The organism is Streptomyces sp. NRRL F-6676 (genome assembly GCF_000725625.1).
Taxonomy (GTDB): Bacteria; Actinomycetota; Actinomycetes; order Streptomycetales; family Streptomycetaceae; genus Streptomyces.
Genome location: NZ_JOHS01000088.1, coordinates 1 through 16,356, shown reverse-complemented (window position 1 = coordinate 16,356; position 16,356 = coordinate 1). Strand labels below are relative to the sequence as shown.

At 68.2% G+C, this 16,356-nt stretch carries 12 protein-coding genes, 1 tRNA gene and 2 pseudogenes; 5 read left to right on the top strand and 10 right to left on the bottom strand.

All coding sequences use genetic code 11. The features are described 5' to 3' along the window. Nucleotides 1-3,299: AfsR/SARP family transcriptional regulator (locus IO29_RS30325; RefSeq protein ID WP_051848712.1), on the bottom strand; the 3,299-nt coding region annotated here is incomplete at its 3' end. Nucleotides 3,300-4,036: 737 nt separating this feature from the next. Here IO29_RS30325 and IO29_RS30320 point away from each other — a divergent pair. Beyond that, nucleotides 4,037-4,375: a MerR family transcriptional regulator gene (locus tag IO29_RS30320; protein ID WP_030383243.1), complete on the top strand. Its 339-nt coding sequence runs from the start codon at nucleotides 4,037-4,039 to the stop codon at nucleotides 4,373-4,375. A gap of 119 nt (nucleotides 4,376-4,494) precedes the next feature. On the opposite strand, the gene IO29_RS30315 is transcribed toward IO29_RS30320, so the two are convergent. The 7 genes from IO29_RS30315 to IO29_RS30285 form a co-directional block, all read right to left on the bottom strand. After that, nucleotides 4,495-4,854 (bottom strand): hypothetical protein, encoded by a 360-nt coding sequence (locus IO29_RS30315; RefSeq protein WP_030383242.1) that lies wholly within the window; start codon nucleotides 4,852-4,854, stop codon nucleotides 4,495-4,497. A gap of 150 nt (nucleotides 4,855-5,004) precedes the next feature. After that, nucleotides 5,005-5,319, bottom strand: coding sequence for an SCO5918 family protein (locus IO29_RS30310; protein ID WP_030383241.1), 315 nt, complete (start codon nucleotides 5,317-5,319; stop codon nucleotides 5,005-5,007). Nucleotides 5,320-5,374: 55 nt separating this feature from the next. Continuing rightward, nucleotides 5,375-5,764, bottom strand: coding sequence for a CBS domain-containing protein (locus tag IO29_RS30305; protein WP_051708017.1), 390 nt, complete (start codon nucleotides 5,762-5,764; stop codon nucleotides 5,375-5,377). Between the two features lie 181 nt (nucleotides 5,765-5,945). Beyond that, on the bottom strand, nucleotides 5,946-7,442 hold the full coding sequence (locus IO29_RS30300) for a DEAD/DEAH box helicase (protein WP_030383239.1): 1,497 nt from the start codon (nucleotides 7,440-7,442) through the stop codon (nucleotides 5,946-5,948). Between the two features lie 307 nt (nucleotides 7,443-7,749). Beyond that, nucleotides 7,750-7,953 (bottom strand): cold-shock protein, encoded by a 204-nt coding sequence (locus tag IO29_RS30295; protein WP_004986771.1) that lies wholly within the window; start codon nucleotides 7,951-7,953, stop codon nucleotides 7,750-7,752. A gap of 413 nt (nucleotides 7,954-8,366) precedes the next feature. Next, nucleotides 8,367-9,728, bottom strand: a complete 1,362-nt coding sequence (locus IO29_RS30290; RefSeq protein WP_234307700.1) for an FG-GAP and VCBS repeat-containing protein — start codon at nucleotides 9,726-9,728, stop codon at nucleotides 8,367-8,369. 422 nt (nucleotides 9,729-10,150) lie between these two features. After that, complete coding sequence (locus tag IO29_RS30285) at nucleotides 10,151-10,375, bottom strand: S1 domain-containing protein (RefSeq protein ID WP_030383237.1); 225 nt, start codon at nucleotides 10,373-10,375, stop codon at nucleotides 10,151-10,153. 390 nt (nucleotides 10,376-10,765) lie between these two features. Here IO29_RS30285 and IO29_RS30280 point away from each other — a divergent pair, with 390 nt between their 5' ends. Further along, nucleotides 10,766-11,116: a type II toxin-antitoxin system RelE/ParE family toxin gene (locus tag IO29_RS30280; RefSeq protein ID WP_030383236.1), complete on the top strand. Its 351-nt coding sequence runs from the start codon at nucleotides 10,766-10,768 to the stop codon at nucleotides 11,114-11,116. Next, nucleotides 11,116-11,439: a helix-turn-helix domain-containing protein gene (locus tag IO29_RS30275; RefSeq protein WP_030383235.1), complete on the top strand. Its 324-nt coding sequence runs from the start codon at nucleotides 11,116-11,118 to the stop codon at nucleotides 11,437-11,439. The genes IO29_RS30280 and IO29_RS30275 overlap by 1 nt, the downstream gene beginning before the upstream one ends. Nucleotides 11,440-11,513: 74 nt before the next feature. On the opposite strand, the gene IO29_RS38700 is transcribed toward IO29_RS30275, so the two are convergent. Further along, nucleotides 11,514-11,582, bottom strand: a tRNA-Arg gene (locus IO29_RS38700). An 832-nt stretch (nucleotides 11,583-12,414) separates the two neighbouring features. Between IO29_RS38700 and IO29_RS40430 the strand changes: the two are divergent. Both IO29_RS40430 and IO29_RS39820 read left to right on the top strand, forming a co-directional pair. Further along, nucleotides 12,415-13,455 (top strand): annotated as a pseudogene (locus IO29_RS40430) (NACHT domain-containing protein); the annotation flags it as partial. 189 nt (nucleotides 13,456-13,644) lie between these two features. Continuing rightward, complete coding sequence (locus IO29_RS39820) at nucleotides 13,645-15,306, top strand: NACHT domain-containing protein (RefSeq protein ID WP_234307699.1); 1,662 nt, start codon at nucleotides 13,645-13,647, stop codon at nucleotides 15,304-15,306. 321 nt (nucleotides 15,307-15,627) lie between these two features. Here IO29_RS39820 and IO29_RS39815 read toward each other — a convergent pair. Beyond that, a pseudogene (locus tag IO29_RS39815) lies at nucleotides 15,628-15,994 on the bottom strand (hypothetical protein). Nucleotides 15,995-16,356 lie beyond the last annotated feature (362 nt).

Here is a 16,356-nt window from a genome sequence, read left to right as displayed (position 1 = left end):
CCCCCCGCCTCGACCGCGTCGAGCCGCACCCCCGCCCGCTCCACATCCCCCAGCCGCAGCCACAACCCGGCCTCCAACGCACCCACCACGACACCGAGTTCCGGCGACCCCGCCCGCACCACCCGCTCGTGGAGCCCGTCGAGCAGCACCCGCGCCCGCTCGTCCTCACCCCGCCGCACCCGCAGCTCGATCCAGCGCACGTCGAGGAACACCTCGTCGGACAGGCTCAGCGAGCCGAACTCCCCCGCGTGGACCCGCGCTTCGGACAGATCCGCCAACGCACCGTCGAGATCACCGTCGTACTGCCGCAGCAGCGCACGCATCGGCAGCGCGGTGGCCAGCCCCCACCGGTCCCCGGCCCGCCGATAGGCGTCGAGCGCGGCGGCCACGTCGACGCGCATCGTCTCCAGATCGCCCTCGTTCTCGGCGAACGAGGCGCGGAACATATGGGCGAGCCCGGACAACCACACGTCGGGACCGTCGACGAGACGCCGCACCAGCGCGCGCGAGGCCTCGTGCTCGCGCAGGAAGTGCAGCGTGATGGCGGCGAGGACACCGGCGAACCCGGACAGCGAGGGGTGCGCGAGCAGCCGGTCGGCGAGGTCGCGCAGGGCGGCCTCGTTCTCGTCCACCGCCTCGACACCGAGCGGCGAACGGGCGTTGATCCGATTGAGCAGAGAGATGGCCTCGGCCGCATCCCGATCGACCGACCCGACCCCGAAGGCACCGGTACCGGAACCGAAACCGAAACCGGTACCGGTACCGGAACCGGAACCGACAGCACCAGAACCGAAACCGGAACCGAACGCGCCGGAATCCGAGCCGCCACGCCCTTCCACGCCCCCCTCGCCGACGGGCAGGGCCAACGCCCGCTCCTGCCAGTACGCCGCCTCCGCATGCCGCCCCAGGATGTGCCAGTACCAGGAGAGATCCATCGCGAGCGCGACGGCCGCCCCGGCGGCACTGCTGTCGCACAGATGCCGCAGCGCGGCGAGCGCGTTGTCGTATTCGCCACGCAGCACGCGCAGCGCGTCGAGCTGACCGGGCCCCCGCAGCAACGGCTCCTCGCGCGCGACCAGCCGGGCGAGATGACGCGAGGCGAGGTCCCGTACGGCACGGAGGTCGCCGCGCTGGGCGAGCCGCTCGGTCCCGTACTCGCGCAGGGTCTCGAGCATGCGGTAGCGGCCGGTGCCGGGCGCGCGGTGCAGCAGCGACTTGTCGGTCAGGGCGGCGAGCAGCTCGGGCACGCCGTCCGGGGGCACCGTCGTGCCCGCGCAGAGCGCGGCGGCGGACTCCGGTGTGACGCCGCCGGGCAGGACGGAGATCCGTTCGGCCACCGTGCGCTCGGCGTCGTCGAGCAGGTCCCAGCTCCAGGCGATGACCGCGCGCAGCGTGCGGTGGCGCGGGGAGGCGGCCCGGTTGCCCGTGGCGAGCAGCCGGAACCGGTCGGACAGCCCGGCGGCGAGCTCGGCCGGCGACAGGGTCCGCAGCCGGGCCGCCGCCAGCTCCAGGGCGAGCGGCAGGCCGTCGAGGCCGCGCACCAGCCGTACGACGTCGGCGCGGGTCTCCTCGTCGACGACGAACCCGGGGCGTACGGCGGCGGCCCGCTCGGCGAACAGCCGCACCGAGGGGGCACGGCGGACCCGTTCCAGGCCGTTCCCTTCGCCGCCCGCGCCCGCGCCCGCGCCGTGCCCCGCGTCCGCGTCCCCGCCCCCGTCGCCGTCATCGGGGAGGGGCAGCGGACCCAGCGGGACCAGCGCCTCGCCGTCGATGGCGAGCGGCTCGCGGCTGGTGGCCAGCACCCGCAGCGCGGGGCAGCGCGGCAGCAGCGTCGCGAGCAGCTGGGCGACGGCGTCGATCAGGTGTTCGCAGTTGTCGACCAGGAGCAGACTCTCCCGGCCGCCGAGCCGGTCGACGAGGAGGTCCACCTCGTCGGCGTCGGCGTCGGCGTCGGTGCCGGTGCGGAGCCGGCCCCCGGAGGCGTCGAAGAGCGCGGCGCCGCGCAGCCCGATGGCGGTGAGCACGGCCGCGCCGACCTTGGCCGGCTCGGCGACCGCGGCGAGATCGACCAGCCATACCCCGTCGCGGTACGCGCCCTGGTGCCGGCGCCCCGCCTCGACGGCGAGCCGCGTCTTCCCGGCCCCACCCGCCCCGACGACGGTCACCAGCCGCCCGGCCGCGAGCAGCGCACCGACCCGCCCAAGATCCCCCTCACGCCCGACGAAGCTGGTCAGAGGGGAGGGAAGATTGCCGACGGCTGGGGAGGGGAGGGCCCCGGAACCCGGTTCGGCCGCGGCTCCGGGAACCGGAGCGTTCGCGGGAGCCGCTACGGGCGCCGGCCCGGTTCCCGGTTCCGGAGCGGAGCCGGAAACCGAAACAGGGGAAAGGCCTCCCCCGGCCACGGCACCCCGACCGCCCGCGGCCCCCGGGCCGCCTGCGGCCCCTGGCCCGCCCGCAGCCCCCGGGCCGTCCGCAGTACCAGGACCGCCTGCGGCTCCCGCACCACCCGAACCCCGCACCCCCGTCGCACCGGTCGCCCCCGCCACCCCCAACGCACCCGGCACCCGCAACAACCGCAGATGACGCTCGCGCAGGGCCGTGCCGGGATCCGCGCCGAGCCGGTCGGCGAGGCTCTCGCGGACGCGTTCGTAGACGGCGAGCGCGTCCGCCTGGCGCCCCTGCGCGGCGAGCGCGTCCATCAGGAGCGCGGCCGGCCGCTCGTCCGCCGGATGCTCGGCGAGGAGGGCCGCCAGCCGGGCGACGGCGTCGTCGGCACGGCCGAGCACCAGCTCGGCCTCGGCCAGATCCGTGGCCGCCTCGACGACGGCGCGCTCCAGCCGCGTCGCGACCGCCGGAGCGACCGCGGCGACCACCGACGGTTCGTCGTAGAGCGCGACGGCCCCGCCCAGCGCCTCCGCAGCCGCGCCGGGATCCCCGGCGCGCAGCCGGTCGCGGCCGTGCGCCGCGAGCCGCTCGAACCGCAGGACGTCGACGTCGTCCGGTGTGAGGCCGAGGCGGTAACCGCTCTCGGACCGCAGCACCGTCCGGCCCCCGCCGAGCAGCCGGCGCAGCCGGGAGACGAGCGACTGGAGGGCGTTCGCCGGGTCGGCGGGCAGCTCCCGCCCCCACAGCGCGTCGACCAGCGTCCCCGCCTCGACCGTCCGCCCTCCGGCCAGCGCCAGCCGCGCGAGCAGCCCGCGGATCCGGGCCCCGGCGACGTCCACGACGGCGTCACCGCACCGCACCTCGAACTCGCCGAAGAGCGCCACCCGCAGCCGTACCCGCTCATCCCCGCGCACGCCACGATCCTCCCGCGTACGGCCCGGCGCCCCAAACCGGGTCCGGGACCCACCTGCCCGGGACCCACGTGCCCGGGACCCACCGCCCCGGAACCCCGGCGTCCGGACGCCGCACGCGCAGGCGTGAACCCCTCACGCGCTCTGCTCGCGTGCTCTGCGCGCGTGCTCTGCTCACGCGCTCTGCGCGGACATGGGCGTGACCAGTGCCGATGCGGAACCTTTCACTCGCACGGACGGAAATCTGTTGTGGCTACTGTAGACATGCGCCCGCGCCGGGGTTAGTGTGTTGTCCGTAGCCAAGAAGTCCACGAGGCGTGGCAGACACGAACTGCCCGCAAGCGGAACGAAGTTGTGGCACGGCGGTGGAGTGGCGGGGCCGAAGTCGATAGTGGTCCCGTCGCTGACCGCCGGGCCCGGTGGCCAGCTCAGGGCCGCCGCTGGCAGTACGCAGAATCCGCAGTGGCAAGAGGTTCATCGCAAGGATGAGAGAAGGAGGCGAACGCCATCGGGATCGCCCGGGCGGGAAAGGTCGGCCCGGGTACCGCAGGCCCCGGAACGGAAGGTGGTCCCACGGTCACGCATCCGCGATCCCCGCACTACGGCCTCGCATCAGGGGCGAGTGCGGAAACATAAGGCCGGCGTCGCAATAAGCCGGTCGGTGGTGTTACAAATCCCTCGGGGCCTTGGTGCCGTACGGCACCAAGGCCCCTCGACGTATGACCCGATCAGAGGTGCAGATGACCGCAGAAACCCCGCTCGACCGAATCGACGACGACGACTACCCGGCCTACACCATGGGGCGGGCGGCCGAGATGCTCGGCACCACGCCCGCCTTCCTGCGCGCCCTCGGTGAAGCCCGCCTCATCACGCCCCTGCGCTCCGAGGGCGGCCACCGCCGCTACTCCCGCTACCAGCTGCGCATCGCGGCCCGCGCACGGGAGATGGTCGACCAGGGCACCTCCATCGAGGCGGCCTGCCGCATCATCATCCTCGAGGACCAGCTCGAAGAGGCCCGGCGCATCAACGACGAACTGCGCCGCGATGCCGCCGGCCCCAGCCGCAAGGCGGACGCCTGAGCGTATCCGTACGGCAGACGGCAGACGGCCGCGGACCGCCGGAGGCGCACGCCGTGGCCCGTGGCCCACGACCGGGGCCGGGGTCGAGGCGGGTCGGCCGGAGGCCCGGGGCCGGTGGGTCAGTGTTCGGAGTAGCTGAAGTCGCCCACGGTCCACGCGCTGACGTCCTCGATCGCGACGCGGTACATTCCGCCCGTCTCCGGGATTCCCATCGTGCCCTGCAAGATCCGGGCGACGTGGAAGTGCAGGTGCGTGGGCGGTCCGTCCCTCTTCGCGACGGTGTCGAAGATGGCGGCGAACTCCTTCAGCTGGGCGGAACCCGTCAGCACCTCCGACACCCGTTGCCTCCAGACGGCTTCGGGAGCCAGGCGCCCCGTGAGGACGGCACCGCCAGTGACCACGGTCAGGGACATTCGGCTGCTCTGCCCCGATTCCACGAGGGCGGCGATGCCAGTGATCAGCTCGTCAGGCTTCGGCATGAGACAGCATTCTATGTACCGGCCCACCCGGACGGCCCGCGAGGTGGCCCAGCCGGCCGGAACGGTGCCCATGGTTCCACCGCCGGGAGCCTCGTGCGTGCTCTCGCCGCCACTCGCCGGCGGGCGGTCGGCCGGGCCGGGGGCCGCCGGTCAGGCGGATGCGGGACTGCCGAGCAACGCGGAGGCCCGCTGGAGCGGATCGACGATCCGCGCGGTCGCGGTCGCGGCCTCGGGAGCGGTGCGGCAGGTGAAGCCGAGCCGGTTCATCGCCCTGATGATCTCCCGGCCGGTGAAGTCGCGGCGGTCCTGACGGGTGAGGACCTGGCCGACCTGCTTGGCCGGGTAACGACGGCGCCCGATGATCACGGAGTCGCCGGTGACCGGCTCGGGCTTGACGTCCTTCATCGATTCGAGCACGCCCCCCTTGGTCAGTTCGAACGGGAAGCGGGCGATGACACAGCGCATGATGCCTCACAGGCAGAAGGGGAGGAGGGGGCCGGCCGCGGTGGGGTGCGGTGGCTCAGCGGGACAGGGCGAGGACGCCGGGGGCGCCGCCGTGTTCGGCGACCGGGTGCGGAGTGCCGAACCGGCGGTGCCGCATCGCCTGCTCGGGCTCGGCGACCGCGGTCGGCGCGGTCGGCGGCGGGGCGTAGGCGCCGTGCAGGTCGGCGACGTCGCGCAGGCGGACCCGGTCCGTGTAGCCGGAACCGTTCCGTAGGGCGGTGAGCCGGGCCAGGGTGACGAGGCCGGTGCTCCGGCCGTCCGCGTCACAGATGACGAGGTGATCCGTTCGGGCGGCGGCCATCACGAACAACGCCACCTCGACCGTCATGTCGTCCCAGACCTGCGGCCCGGCCGCCCGCACGGCGTCGGCGCCGGCCGGAAGGGGAAAGTTCTCGGTCAGCGTCAATAGGTGCCTCCTGTGGGATGGACTCGTTCGCTGATCAGCGCGGTGACCGGGCCGCGGTCCCGCGATGTGCCCGGCCGGTGTGCCCAGCCGGGGTGCCCCGGCCGGTGTGCCGAACGGCCGCCGTCTCGGCGGCGGCTCGGCACGGTGTTCCAGGAGCACGGTGTTTCAGAAGCACGGCGTTCTAGGAGGCCGCGGCCCCGGTGCCGGACCGTGTCCCGGGAGCGCGCCGGGCCGCTGGGACGGATCGGCGCCGGCCGCGCGAGGCGGCGCCGCGCTTGGGACGCTCGACCACCGGCGCGGTGACGACGACCGGGACGCCGGAGGGAGCCTGGGCGCCGGTGATGCGCCGCAGGGCCTCTCCGCCGGCGCGGACCTCGGTGGTCTGCGGCACAATGCCGGCCGCCGCCATCAGACGGGTCATGGCACGGCGCTGGTCCGGGGTGACCAGGGTGACGACACTGCCCGACTCCCCGGCGCGGGCGGTCCTGCCGCCGCGGTGGAGGTAGTCCTTGTGGTCGGCCGGCGGATCGACGTTGACGACGAGGTCGAGGCTGTCGACGTGGATGCCGCGCGCCGCGACGTTGGTCGCCACCAGGACGCCGACGTGCCCGGTCTTGAACTGCGCCAGCGTACGGGTGCGCTGCGGCTGCGACTTGCCCCCGTGCAGGGCGGCGGCCCGGACACCGCTGTCGAGGAGGTGCGCGGTGAGACGGTCGACGGCGTGCTTGGTGTCCAGGAACATGAGCACGCGGCCGTCGCGGGCGGCGATCTGCGTGGTGGCCTCGTGCTTGTCGGCGCCGCGGACGTGCAGGACGTGGTGCTCCATCGTGGTGACCGCGCCGGCCGAGGGGTCGACGGAGTGCACGACGGGATCGTGCAGGTAACGGCGCACGAGGGAGTCGACGTTGCGGTCGAGGGTGGCGGAGAACAGCATCCGCTGGCCCTCCGGGTCGACCTGGTCGAGCAGCGCGGTGACCTGCGGCATGAAGCCCATGTCGGCCATCTGGTCCGCCTCGTCGAGAACGGTGACCGACACCCGGTCCAGCCGGCAGTCGCCGCGGTCGATGAGATCCTTCAGACGTCCCGGCGTGGCGACGACGACCTCGGCACCACCGCGCAGTGCGTGGGACTGCCTGCCGATCGACACCCCTCCCACCACCGTGGCCAGCCGCAGCTTCACGGAGCGGGCGTACGGTGTGAGCGCGTCGGTGACCTGCTGGGCCAGCTCACGCGTCGGTACGAGGACCAGTCCCAGCGGCTGCCGGGGCTCGGCGCGCCGCCCGGCCGTACGGGTCAGCAGGGCGAGCCCGAAGGCGAGGGTCTTGCCGGAACCGGTGCGCCCGCGGCCCAGGACATCACGGCCGGCGAGGGAGTTCGGCAGCGTCGCGCCCTGAATCGGGAACGGCACGGTCACGCCCTGTCGGACGAGCTCGGCCAGCAGGCCCGCGGGCATGTCGAGATCGGCGAAGTGCGCCGCGGCGGGCAGCGCCGGGGTGATGGTCTCGGGAAGAGTGAACTCACCGCCGGCGGCGACGGGGCGGCGGCCGTGGCCACCGGAACGGGCCGGGCCGCCCGAGCGCCCGTGGAACGGTGCACCGAACCGGCCGCCGTTCTTCCCGGAGGCGGCGCCCCCGTTCCGGGTGCGGGAAAAGCGGTCGGTGTTGCGCGTGCGGTTCATGCGGAACCTTCCTTGATGCGGCACGTATCAAGGAATTCCCGCACACGATGAGCGGCGCGGTGAATCGCGATACGGGACCGGTGGAACGCGAAAGCGAATCTGGCCGGCGGGGAATGCGCGCGGGCACAGGCGCTGAAATCATCCATGCGACGGGGCGCGTCATGGGGACGGCGCGTCATGGGGACGGGCGCGTCATGGGGACGGGCGCGTCATGGGGATGTCCGCCGCGGACGTCGTGGAAAAACGAGCAGCTGGGGCCCGCACCCCAAGGGATGCGGGCCCCAGCTACGTGCTATGCGCGTCGGCTCTAGGCGGGAACGATGTTCTCGGCCGTCGGGCCCTTCTGGCCCTGCGCGATGTCGAAGCTCACCTTCTGGCCCTCGAGCAGCTCACGGAAGCCCTGGGCGGCGATGTTCGAGTAGTGGGCGAAGACGTCGGCGCCGCCGCCGTCCTGCTCGATGAAGCCGAAACCCTTTTCGGCGTTGAACCACTTCACGGTACCGGTGGCCATGTCATATCTCCTTCGGGGATGCGTCGGCATCCGCACTGTGCGAACGCCGTGTCGCCGTGATGATCACCCCGCCCGGAGAAAAAAACCGGTAATGCGCGAGCACCTCGGCGGCGGGAAGCCGGCCGGAAAGTGCTCGAAGATTCGGGAACCACAACTGCAACTGGAATCGACAGTAGCACGTCACGGCGTTCGGCGTGAGTTGAGCGATATCACTCGGTTTATTGCTACAGGAAAACTGCTCACGCGTTTCGCCGAACTCTGACTCCGCGAGTACAGGTAATGGGGTACGAGGAGAGCCGTCCGGAGCCGTCCGGAGCCGTCCGGAGCCGTCCGGACGCCCTCGGGTCGGGCCCCCCGGGCGTCCGAGGGCGTCCGCTGCTCAGGCGCCCGAGGGGGCCCGACCGGCCTGCTGCTCAGGCGCCCGACATGGTGTACCCGAACATGGGGTCGGCGCCCGATTCGCCGATGCCGACGGTCGGGGCGCTGAAGCTGACCGCGCCGGTGGTGGTGATGCCGTCGGCGGAGCCGCGCAGGGACCACACCGCGCCGTCGTCGCTGTTCTCGCCGCCCGCGCCCACGGACAGATCGGCGCGGTCGTCGTTGTTGTGGTCGGCGAGGTGGACCGTGTCGCCGAACAGATCCGAGGACTCGTTGGCGCCGGGGACGCCCGGGGTGCCCTGGTTGAGGGAGACGGCACCGGTCGCCGTCAGCCCGGAGGGGCCGCCGTGCAGCACCCAGACGTTGCCGGCCTCCGCCGCGTCCCCGATGGTCTCGAAGTTCGCGCCCACGGCCAGGTCCGGGTAGTCGTCGCGGTCGACGTCGCCCGCGGCGAGCGCGCAGCCGAACGAGTCGTTGTACTCGTCCGCCCCCGGCACACCCGGGGTGGCCTGGCTGAAGACGGCGCTGCGGGCGGTGTCCACGCCGGCGTCGCCGCCGTAGACCACGGTGACGTAGCCGCCCTTCGCGGGCGCGCCGATCCCGGGCAGGTCGTCGCCGACGACCAGGTCGTCGTGGCCGTCGAGGTCGAAGTCGGCCACGGTGAGCGCGGCGGCGAGCCCGGTGCCCGCCTTCGTCTGAAACGTGGGCCCGGCCGAGCCGCCCAGGTAGACGAAGCTGCCGGCGAACGACGACACGACCAGGTCGTCCGTCCGGTCGCCGTCGAAGTCACCGGCGGCGAGCTGGACCGCGCCGTCCGGGTACGAGCCGGCCTCGATGTCCGCGTCGAGGCGGAGCTTCCCGGCCGCGCCGCCGGACTTGGTGAAGCCGCCCTTGAAGATCCACACGTCCTTGCCGGTGGAGCCGACCGCGAGGTCGTCCTTCCCGTCGCCGGTGAAGTCGCCGACCGTGAGGGACTGGCCGAACCTGTCGTGGCCGGAGGCGTTCGGGTCGCTGACCGTCGTACCGCCCGACAGCCCGGACGAGCTGCCCCACAGGATCGTCACCGAACCGCCGTCGACGTCACCGCTGACGTCCTCCAGCGGGATGCCGACGACGAGGTCGCCGTAGCCGTCGTTGTTGAGGTCGCCGTGCGCGAGCTCGGTGCCGAAGCGGTCGTCGGCCTCCGAGGCGCCGGGCACGCCGGAGGAACTCTGCGTGGTGATCTCGTGGTTCGCGGCGGTGATCCCGCCGGACGAGCCGTAGTTGACGACGACGGCACCCGCCTTCGCCTTCCCGCCCGCGACGGCCCCCGGGGCGGCGGTGGCCAGGTCGTGGTACCCGTCACCGTTGAAGTCGTCACCGAACCCCGACGGCGCGGCACTCGCACTGCCGGGCACGGCAACGAGCAGACCACCGGCCAGCGCCGCCACGACAGCGGCTGCACCGAGAACGGCGGAACTCCGGGAACGCTTGCGAAGGGGCCGTGACATGGGTTCCTCTCCAGTCGTCCAGAACATACGTACGAACTGAAGGCATGACCTCCGGTGGGGCGGAAGGGTTGTACGGGAAGAGGGGGCGGCCGGAGGGTGAAGCGGAGGTTACGCACGCCCACTGCCCGCTCGACGTACGAGCAGGGACTCCTCGGCACCGACCTCATGATTCGCGCCGGCGGGTGGCGCCGGGCCCCCGCCGCCCCTTCGATCCCGAGGCGGCCGGCGTACGGCCGCGTCTGTGCCGCGGTGATCAGCCGCGGCTCCCCACGAAGGCTGACGCCAGGGCTCCGGGCCCTGCGGGTGAAGTCCGATGCGGATGTGGGACGTCAGGCCGTCCGGGGCACAATCTTCACTGCCCGGTAGTCGTACCCGTCCTGCTTGAAGCCGGGGGCCTCCCACTCGAGATCCACCCGTTGCCCCGGCGACAGCGTACGGAAGCCCTGCACCTGGATGTCGGAGAAGTGGCCCCAGCAACCACCGGGCGTCTCAGGGCAGTCGAGCACCCCCCACCCCTCCTCGTCGAACCATTCACGAACAGTCGCAGTCACCATGCGGCGACTCTACGGGGAGCCGGCTCGAGAAGCCGCCGGACCCCGTCGTCGCCTGCCGGACCGGCAGCCGTCCAGGAGCGCTGCTGCTTGCCGCCATCGGGCCTCATTGGCACCGGCGCCGGACACCAGCACTGAATGCCACAGGAACCTGATGACCACGCGGTTGTCCGGTCTACGAGGCTTCGCCCACCTCCTGACGCAGCATCTCGGTTACTGAACCCAGGAGTTGCCGCGGCGGCTCGCCTGCGGATGGCCGGCAACCAAACACCCACGCGAACGGCCCCGAACCAGAAGCCCGAGACTGAAGGGAACGCCTCCCCGGGGAGATCCCCGGGCAAGCGGCGCACCACCTGGTGCCCGACTTGGAGGCCGTGGGGGTTTGCGGTAGGCATCTTGATCGAACCCGAGGTACGGGATTGGCTGGAACTGCTTCCGTTCCGCCTCTACCGGCGGGTCGAGGACAAGACGGACCGCCTGCTGGACGAGCCGACGACCCTCGGCGAGCCCTACTCGCGGCACCTGGGTGGCAAGCTACGTGAACTCCGCTTCGAGTTGGACGGCGAAGCCGTACGCATCCCGTACTGGCTCGCGCCAGGACAACGGATCGTGCTGCTGACGGTCTTCCGTAAGACGAGGATGCGTGAAGCAGCGGAAGTCGAGCGTGCGCACCAAGCGCAGAAGGTCTGCGAGGGCGAACACGGCCACGCCCAGCACACGTACGAGCGGCGCAAGGAGAGTTGATGAATCACAGCACGTGGAGGACGCGCCGGACCCGGCAGCTTGCGGGTGAGGCGGTGGAGTACGACCAGGAGTACGTCGATGCGCGACTGGCCGGCGATCTCGGGCAGGCGGTCTACAACCGCCGGATCGAGCTCGGCCTCTCCCAGACGGAACTGGCGGAGCGAGCCGGGATGACTCAACCCCAGGTCTCCCGGATGGAGGGCGGCGACACCGTGCCGACTCTCCCGCTGCTGCGGCGCTTGGCCAAGGCCCTGGACGGCACGCTGAACCTGACCATCGACGAAGACGACTCACATGTCACCTTCACCCCGCACGCCGCCTGAGCCGCTGGCAGAGGGCCGTCGGCCATGTAACCCTGGGTACCTACCAGAGCCCGTAGGCGCCCTTCTCTCTGTCCCCCCGGCAGGATTCGAACCTGCGACACCCGCTTTAGGAGAGAGAGGCTGGGGGATCCACTGGCTGAGCTGCGACTTCGCCAGCCGAGGATGCAGACGACTACTCGACCGCAGGGCACCGGTGTTGACCGTGGCTGACCCACGCATCTGGCACGGTTGTGGCACGAACCTCAGCCGACGACAGTCAGCCACGCCGGTGGGTGCGTCGAGCAAACAGGCGCGCGTGTGCCTCGCTGCACCCCCACCGACCTTCACCACGCTGCCAATGCCGTCGGCCAGAGCAAGCGACGGCAACCGGCACGTGCTACTGAGCCATCAGCTTGGGAGGCTCAGAGCATCAAAGGTTTCCATCGAGGATGACCTGAGGTGAAACGATGTTGACGCGTGGTTGGGGGCGGACCGAGTGCCCGGTGTTACCCATAGTTCCCTGCAGGATCTGGCGTGCGTCTGGCACGGCTGCGGCCGACTGGTCTCGACGCCTGCCGTGCCGACGACTACAGCTTCAAGGGGGGAAGTGGTGTACGCCCCGTCCCACGTCGTTGATGTCAGTCTTGGACGTCAGAAGCAGTTGACCTGGTTCAACGGAGGACGCTAACAGCGAGGGCAACCAAAGCCGTCAGAACGGTCAGGGTGGTTGCGAATGCGGTACCAGCGCACCGCAGAGCTCCTGCCACAGACTCACCCTCAAGCCGTGCTAGAACCCCGGTCAAGGCGCCAACCAATGCTGCGACGACACCCGTGATGAGGACCGTCAGAACGAGGAGGCTCAGTACCCCAGCAGTCGTGTTCATGGGCTTCCTTCCGATGCAGCAGATGCGATGCAGCAGACGTTGAACCAAAGGGTGTGCATGGGAGTGCACGCTGAACGAAGATGAACAGGTCAGCACACAGGGCGGGGTGGGGATGGCCACGGCGAACTCTCAGAACACAGCTCACCAAGATCGCGCGGAAGCGCTTAAGGGGCTATCAGAGACCTTCAGGAGCCTCCGAGCTGAACGGCGCATCCCTGTTGCCGCGCTGGCCGGCAGGGCGGGGCTGAGCCGCACGACCGTGAGCAAAGCCTTAAATGGCGCATCTGTGCCCACAGAAGAAACCGTGATCGCATTAGCGAAAGTGCTGAACATTGGCTCGCGGCCACTGCTGGAGCTGCGACGCCAGGCTCTCCCTCCTCGTAACAAGAACTCTGGGCCTCCACCCGGTGAAGCTGCGGCTATTGCAAGTGGCATGGTTGCAGGGGAGAATCTCTTCGAGAGAAGATATTTGCAATACATTGAGAACCGATGGGAGAAGCTATCTATCATCGGTATAGATCTCAGTCACCCTGGTCGGCCTTCTTGGCCCCTTGATGTTGCTTATCTGAGTCTTAGTTTGGGTGATGTAAATGAAAGCTCGGACTCCTCGGATACGAGAGCAGGGTTGCGGCGGTCACCGAACGAAATCCGAGTAGAGAAAGCACTGACTGGCCGGCGCCGAGTCTTGGTTCGCGGCCTCGCTGGCTGCGGTAAAACAACGTTGCTTCAATGGCTCGCAGTCACTGCAGCGCGCCGCAATTTTTCTCAGGAACTGGCTCATCTAAATGACTGCGTCCCGTTTTTCCTTCGCTTGAGAACCCTGACACGAATTGGCCGTCTACCCTCGCCTGGCGGTTACCTGAAGGCTGTGGGCTGCCAGCTTGCTGATGATCAGCCGACGGGGTGGGTTGATCGAGTTTTATCAGCGGGCCGCGGCTTGGTTCTAATCGATGGCGTCGATGAAGTCGCACGGGATCACCGCAATAACACAAGAGACTGGCTAGAAGAGCTATTAGCGTCCTATCCAGACAACCAATACGTGGTTACAACTCGACCTGCTGCCGTCCATGAGGGGTGGCTAGCCCACTCCGGATTCAGTGAGCTGACTGTCCACTCCATGAACCCTCGGGATGTTGCAGTTTTCATTGACCGGTGGCATAAGGCTGCTGCAGTGGATGTCGATGCTGACGATGGGCGCCTACACCTTAATGAGTTGCGAGAGAACCTTAAGGACGTAGTTCGCTCGCAGCGAGGGCTAGCGCAGATGACGACCTCTCCGCTGCTTTCGGCCCTGGTTTGCGCTCTCCACAGAGCCCGGCATGGATATCTCCCTCACGGGCGAATGGAGATTTATGAGGCAGCACTATCGATGTTGCTTGATCGTCGAGATCGAGAGCGAGGGATTGAAGCAAGCGGAATAAGACTAAGCGAGCGTCAGGCTAAGCGATTGTTGCAACGTCTTGCTTATTGGATGGTGGACAATGGGCAAGCAGAGATTAGCCGAAGTGATGCAATACATCACTTGACCGATGTGCTGCCGAATCTGCCTGAGGTAGCGGAGCAGGGGTCTGCTGAACAAATTTTGAATCATCTAATTTCTCGTAGCGGCCTTCTGCGTGCTCCAGATGATGACAGTATCGATTTCGTGCATCGAACGTTCCAAGATTATTTGGCAGCACGGTTCGCTGTGGAACGAAGGAACTTCGGCGCGTTGGTTAACCATGCCCATGATGACCGTTGGGAAGATGTCATCCGCATGGCAGTAGCCCACGCAAGTCCTGAGGATGCGCAGCAGCTACTACGCCGACTTATCGCACGAGGCGACCGCTTCACTGCCAATGTAGACGGGAGGCATAGGCTCCACCTGCTAGCGGCAGCCTGCCTTGATTACGCAACAGAATTGGACCCAGGTATTCGACAAGAGGTGCGCTCGCGTGCGGAAGGTTTAATCCCACCGAAGAATAGGGAGGAAGCCGCTAACCTTGCCAAGGTCGGACCAGTAATTCTCGACCTTCTCCCGGGCCCCGACGGTCTGCAGGATCATGAGGCTGAGGCTGTAGTGCACACAGCTGGTCTATTGGGCGGTGACCCGGCCATGACGGTCCTCAAACGCTACCGAAAGTGCACCAAGGGGGATGTTCCTTACTACCTGCAACTGCATTGGAGTCGCCACGACATTGCAGAATATGCGCGTGAAATTCTGCGCCACAATCAAGCTATTGACTACTTGACGGTCAGTACGGTTGAGCAAATGGCTGAACTGGGGCAGCTGAAGCTACCTGTTTCTATCGCCCTCAATGGGGATTTTGAGACGGGCCAGCTCGCTGCCCTACCGAACGCTACTTACGTTGAATCACTAACGATCGGGTATAACTCACGGTTGGTGAACCTTGAGGTCTTAGAGTTTTATCCGCGGCTCCATAGGTTTACACTGGATATCTGTCGACAGGTCAAGGACGTATCCGCTCTTAATCATTCAAATGTTCAGTCCCTGAGTGTTTGGAAGGGTAACGTGGAATGCTTGAGGGATATTCCGCGACTGGTCAACTTGCGAGAATTTCGCGTTAACTCGGATAGTCGCTCTTTTGAGTTGCGCGACTTTTTTCCTGCTTCAGGGGTGACTTCTGTTTACCTTGGGCCTATGAGTTGTGGATCCCTGTGGGGAATCAGTCAGTGGCCTACGATCTCAGATCTCTCCATCACAGCCCATAGACCGATAGATGGCTTGGCAGAGTTCGCAAAACTTCCTCACCTTTGTTCTCTTGAGCTGAGAGGGCCAGCTGTGCCGAATATAATGCATAAAATTCCGGCGATGGAGACGGTCAGATACTTGACCATGTCGGAAGCGGAGTTCGTTGACCTGAGTGTCATGGTTGAGAAATTTCCCAACCTGCAGGGTGTTGAATTGAACTGCAGTGGCGGACCGATTGATGTATCGGTATTGCGTGCAGTAGAGGGTTTGGCAGTGCGCGTGCACGGTGCGGTCGAGGTTAGGGGTAATTGAGGCTTGCATTTCTAGGTCGGTGGAGCGGCTTTGGCGCAAGTGATCATGGCCCCGTAAGCTTCCGGCGCGTCGGGCAGTCTGTGGACCTGCCCGGTAAGGCAGGAAGATATGGCCAGAATTTGCGAGGCTCACGCCCAAGCGGCTGCGCAAAACCGTGGAGCTAACCGCACCAGCCGCGGCGTACCCCCTCCTTTCTTGCGCGCGGCATGGGCGTCGGCCGGGCTGGAGCGGGGCGGAGACAGGAGCGCAGGGCCGGCCGGGGGCCGGGCCGCGCGCGGGGAGCGGAGCGAGCCGCCTTGAACCGGTAGAGAAAGTTGTAACTCAGTTGGTTGCCTGGTGTCTGTAGTCGTATGCGTATGCCGGTAGTTGGGCGGCTTGGCGGTCTGCGAGGGGCAGGAAGGTCACGGGGCGGATCGTCCATGTGATGCGGGTGTGGGCTTGGGTGAGGGTCACCGTGCAGGGCTGCATGCGGAGCAGGGCTCTTCTTGTGTCGGTGCGGCCGTTGTGGAGCCATTCTCATGCCTCGTGGGATGCTGCGGGGTCGAGGCCGGTGAGATGGTGCGGAGGGCGACTGGGATCCATCGGTCTGCCTGTGGTGCCGAGTAGGCGTCGAAGGAAGCTTTGAGGTCCGGGAGCTTCCGGCCCGGGTCCAGCATTCGCACCAGTAGCCGCGGGTGGGTGCGTTCATGCGCTCGCTGCCGGGGGGTAGATCGCGAGGACGTAGCGGGCGGTGTCGTCGTAGAGGGTGCGTTCGTGTTCGGGTTGGTCTGTCAGCCAGTGGAGTCCTGGTTGTGCGTAGGCGGGGTCGAGTTGGTCTGTGATGTGCCAGGTGCGTTCGCGTAACCGGCGCAGGGGCGGGCGTGGGTTTGCCGCGTTGTGGGAGCCCAGGGGGAATGGAGCGGACTTCGTTTAGGGGGTCGGCACTGGTAGGGCGGGGGCTGGGTGCTGCTCAGAGCTCGTAACACGATCTTGGTGAAACGTGCTGGTTGGCCGTGACCGGTGTGAAGATTCGGCCGTTCGTGATGGTGTGAGTACTCGGCCGTGGATCGT

What these genes read in the sequence shown, in the direction of transcription:
- IO29_RS30320 (WP_030383243.1), top strand. Translation starts at nt 4,037, where the DNA reads ATGACCGCAGAAACCCCGCTCGACCGAATCGACGACGACGACTACCCG.
- IO29_RS30315 (WP_030383242.1), bottom strand. Translation starts at nt 4,854, where the DNA reads ATGCCGAAGCCTGACGAGCTGATCACTGGCATCGCCGCCCTCGTGGAA.
- IO29_RS30310 (WP_030383241.1), bottom strand. Translation starts at nt 5,319, where the DNA reads ATGCGCTGTGTCATCGCCCGCTTCCCGTTCGAACTGACCAAGGGGGGC.
- IO29_RS30300 (WP_030383239.1), bottom strand. Translation starts at nt 7,442, where the DNA reads ATGAACCGCACGCGCAACACCGACCGCTTTTCCCGCACCCGGAACGGG.
- IO29_RS30295 (WP_004986771.1), bottom strand. Translation starts at nt 7,953, where the DNA reads ATGGCCACCGGTACCGTGAAGTGGTTCAACGCCGAAAAGGGTTTCGGC.
- IO29_RS30285 (WP_030383237.1), bottom strand. Translation starts at nt 10,375, where the DNA reads ATGGTGACTGCGACTGTTCGTGAATGGTTCGACGAGGAGGGGTGGGGG.
- IO29_RS30275 (WP_030383235.1), top strand. Translation starts at nt 11,116, where the DNA reads ATGAATCACAGCACGTGGAGGACGCGCCGGACCCGGCAGCTTGCGGGT.
- IO29_RS39820 (WP_234307699.1), top strand. Translation starts at nt 13,645, where the DNA reads ATGGAGATTTATGAGGCAGCACTATCGATGTTGCTTGATCGTCGAGAT.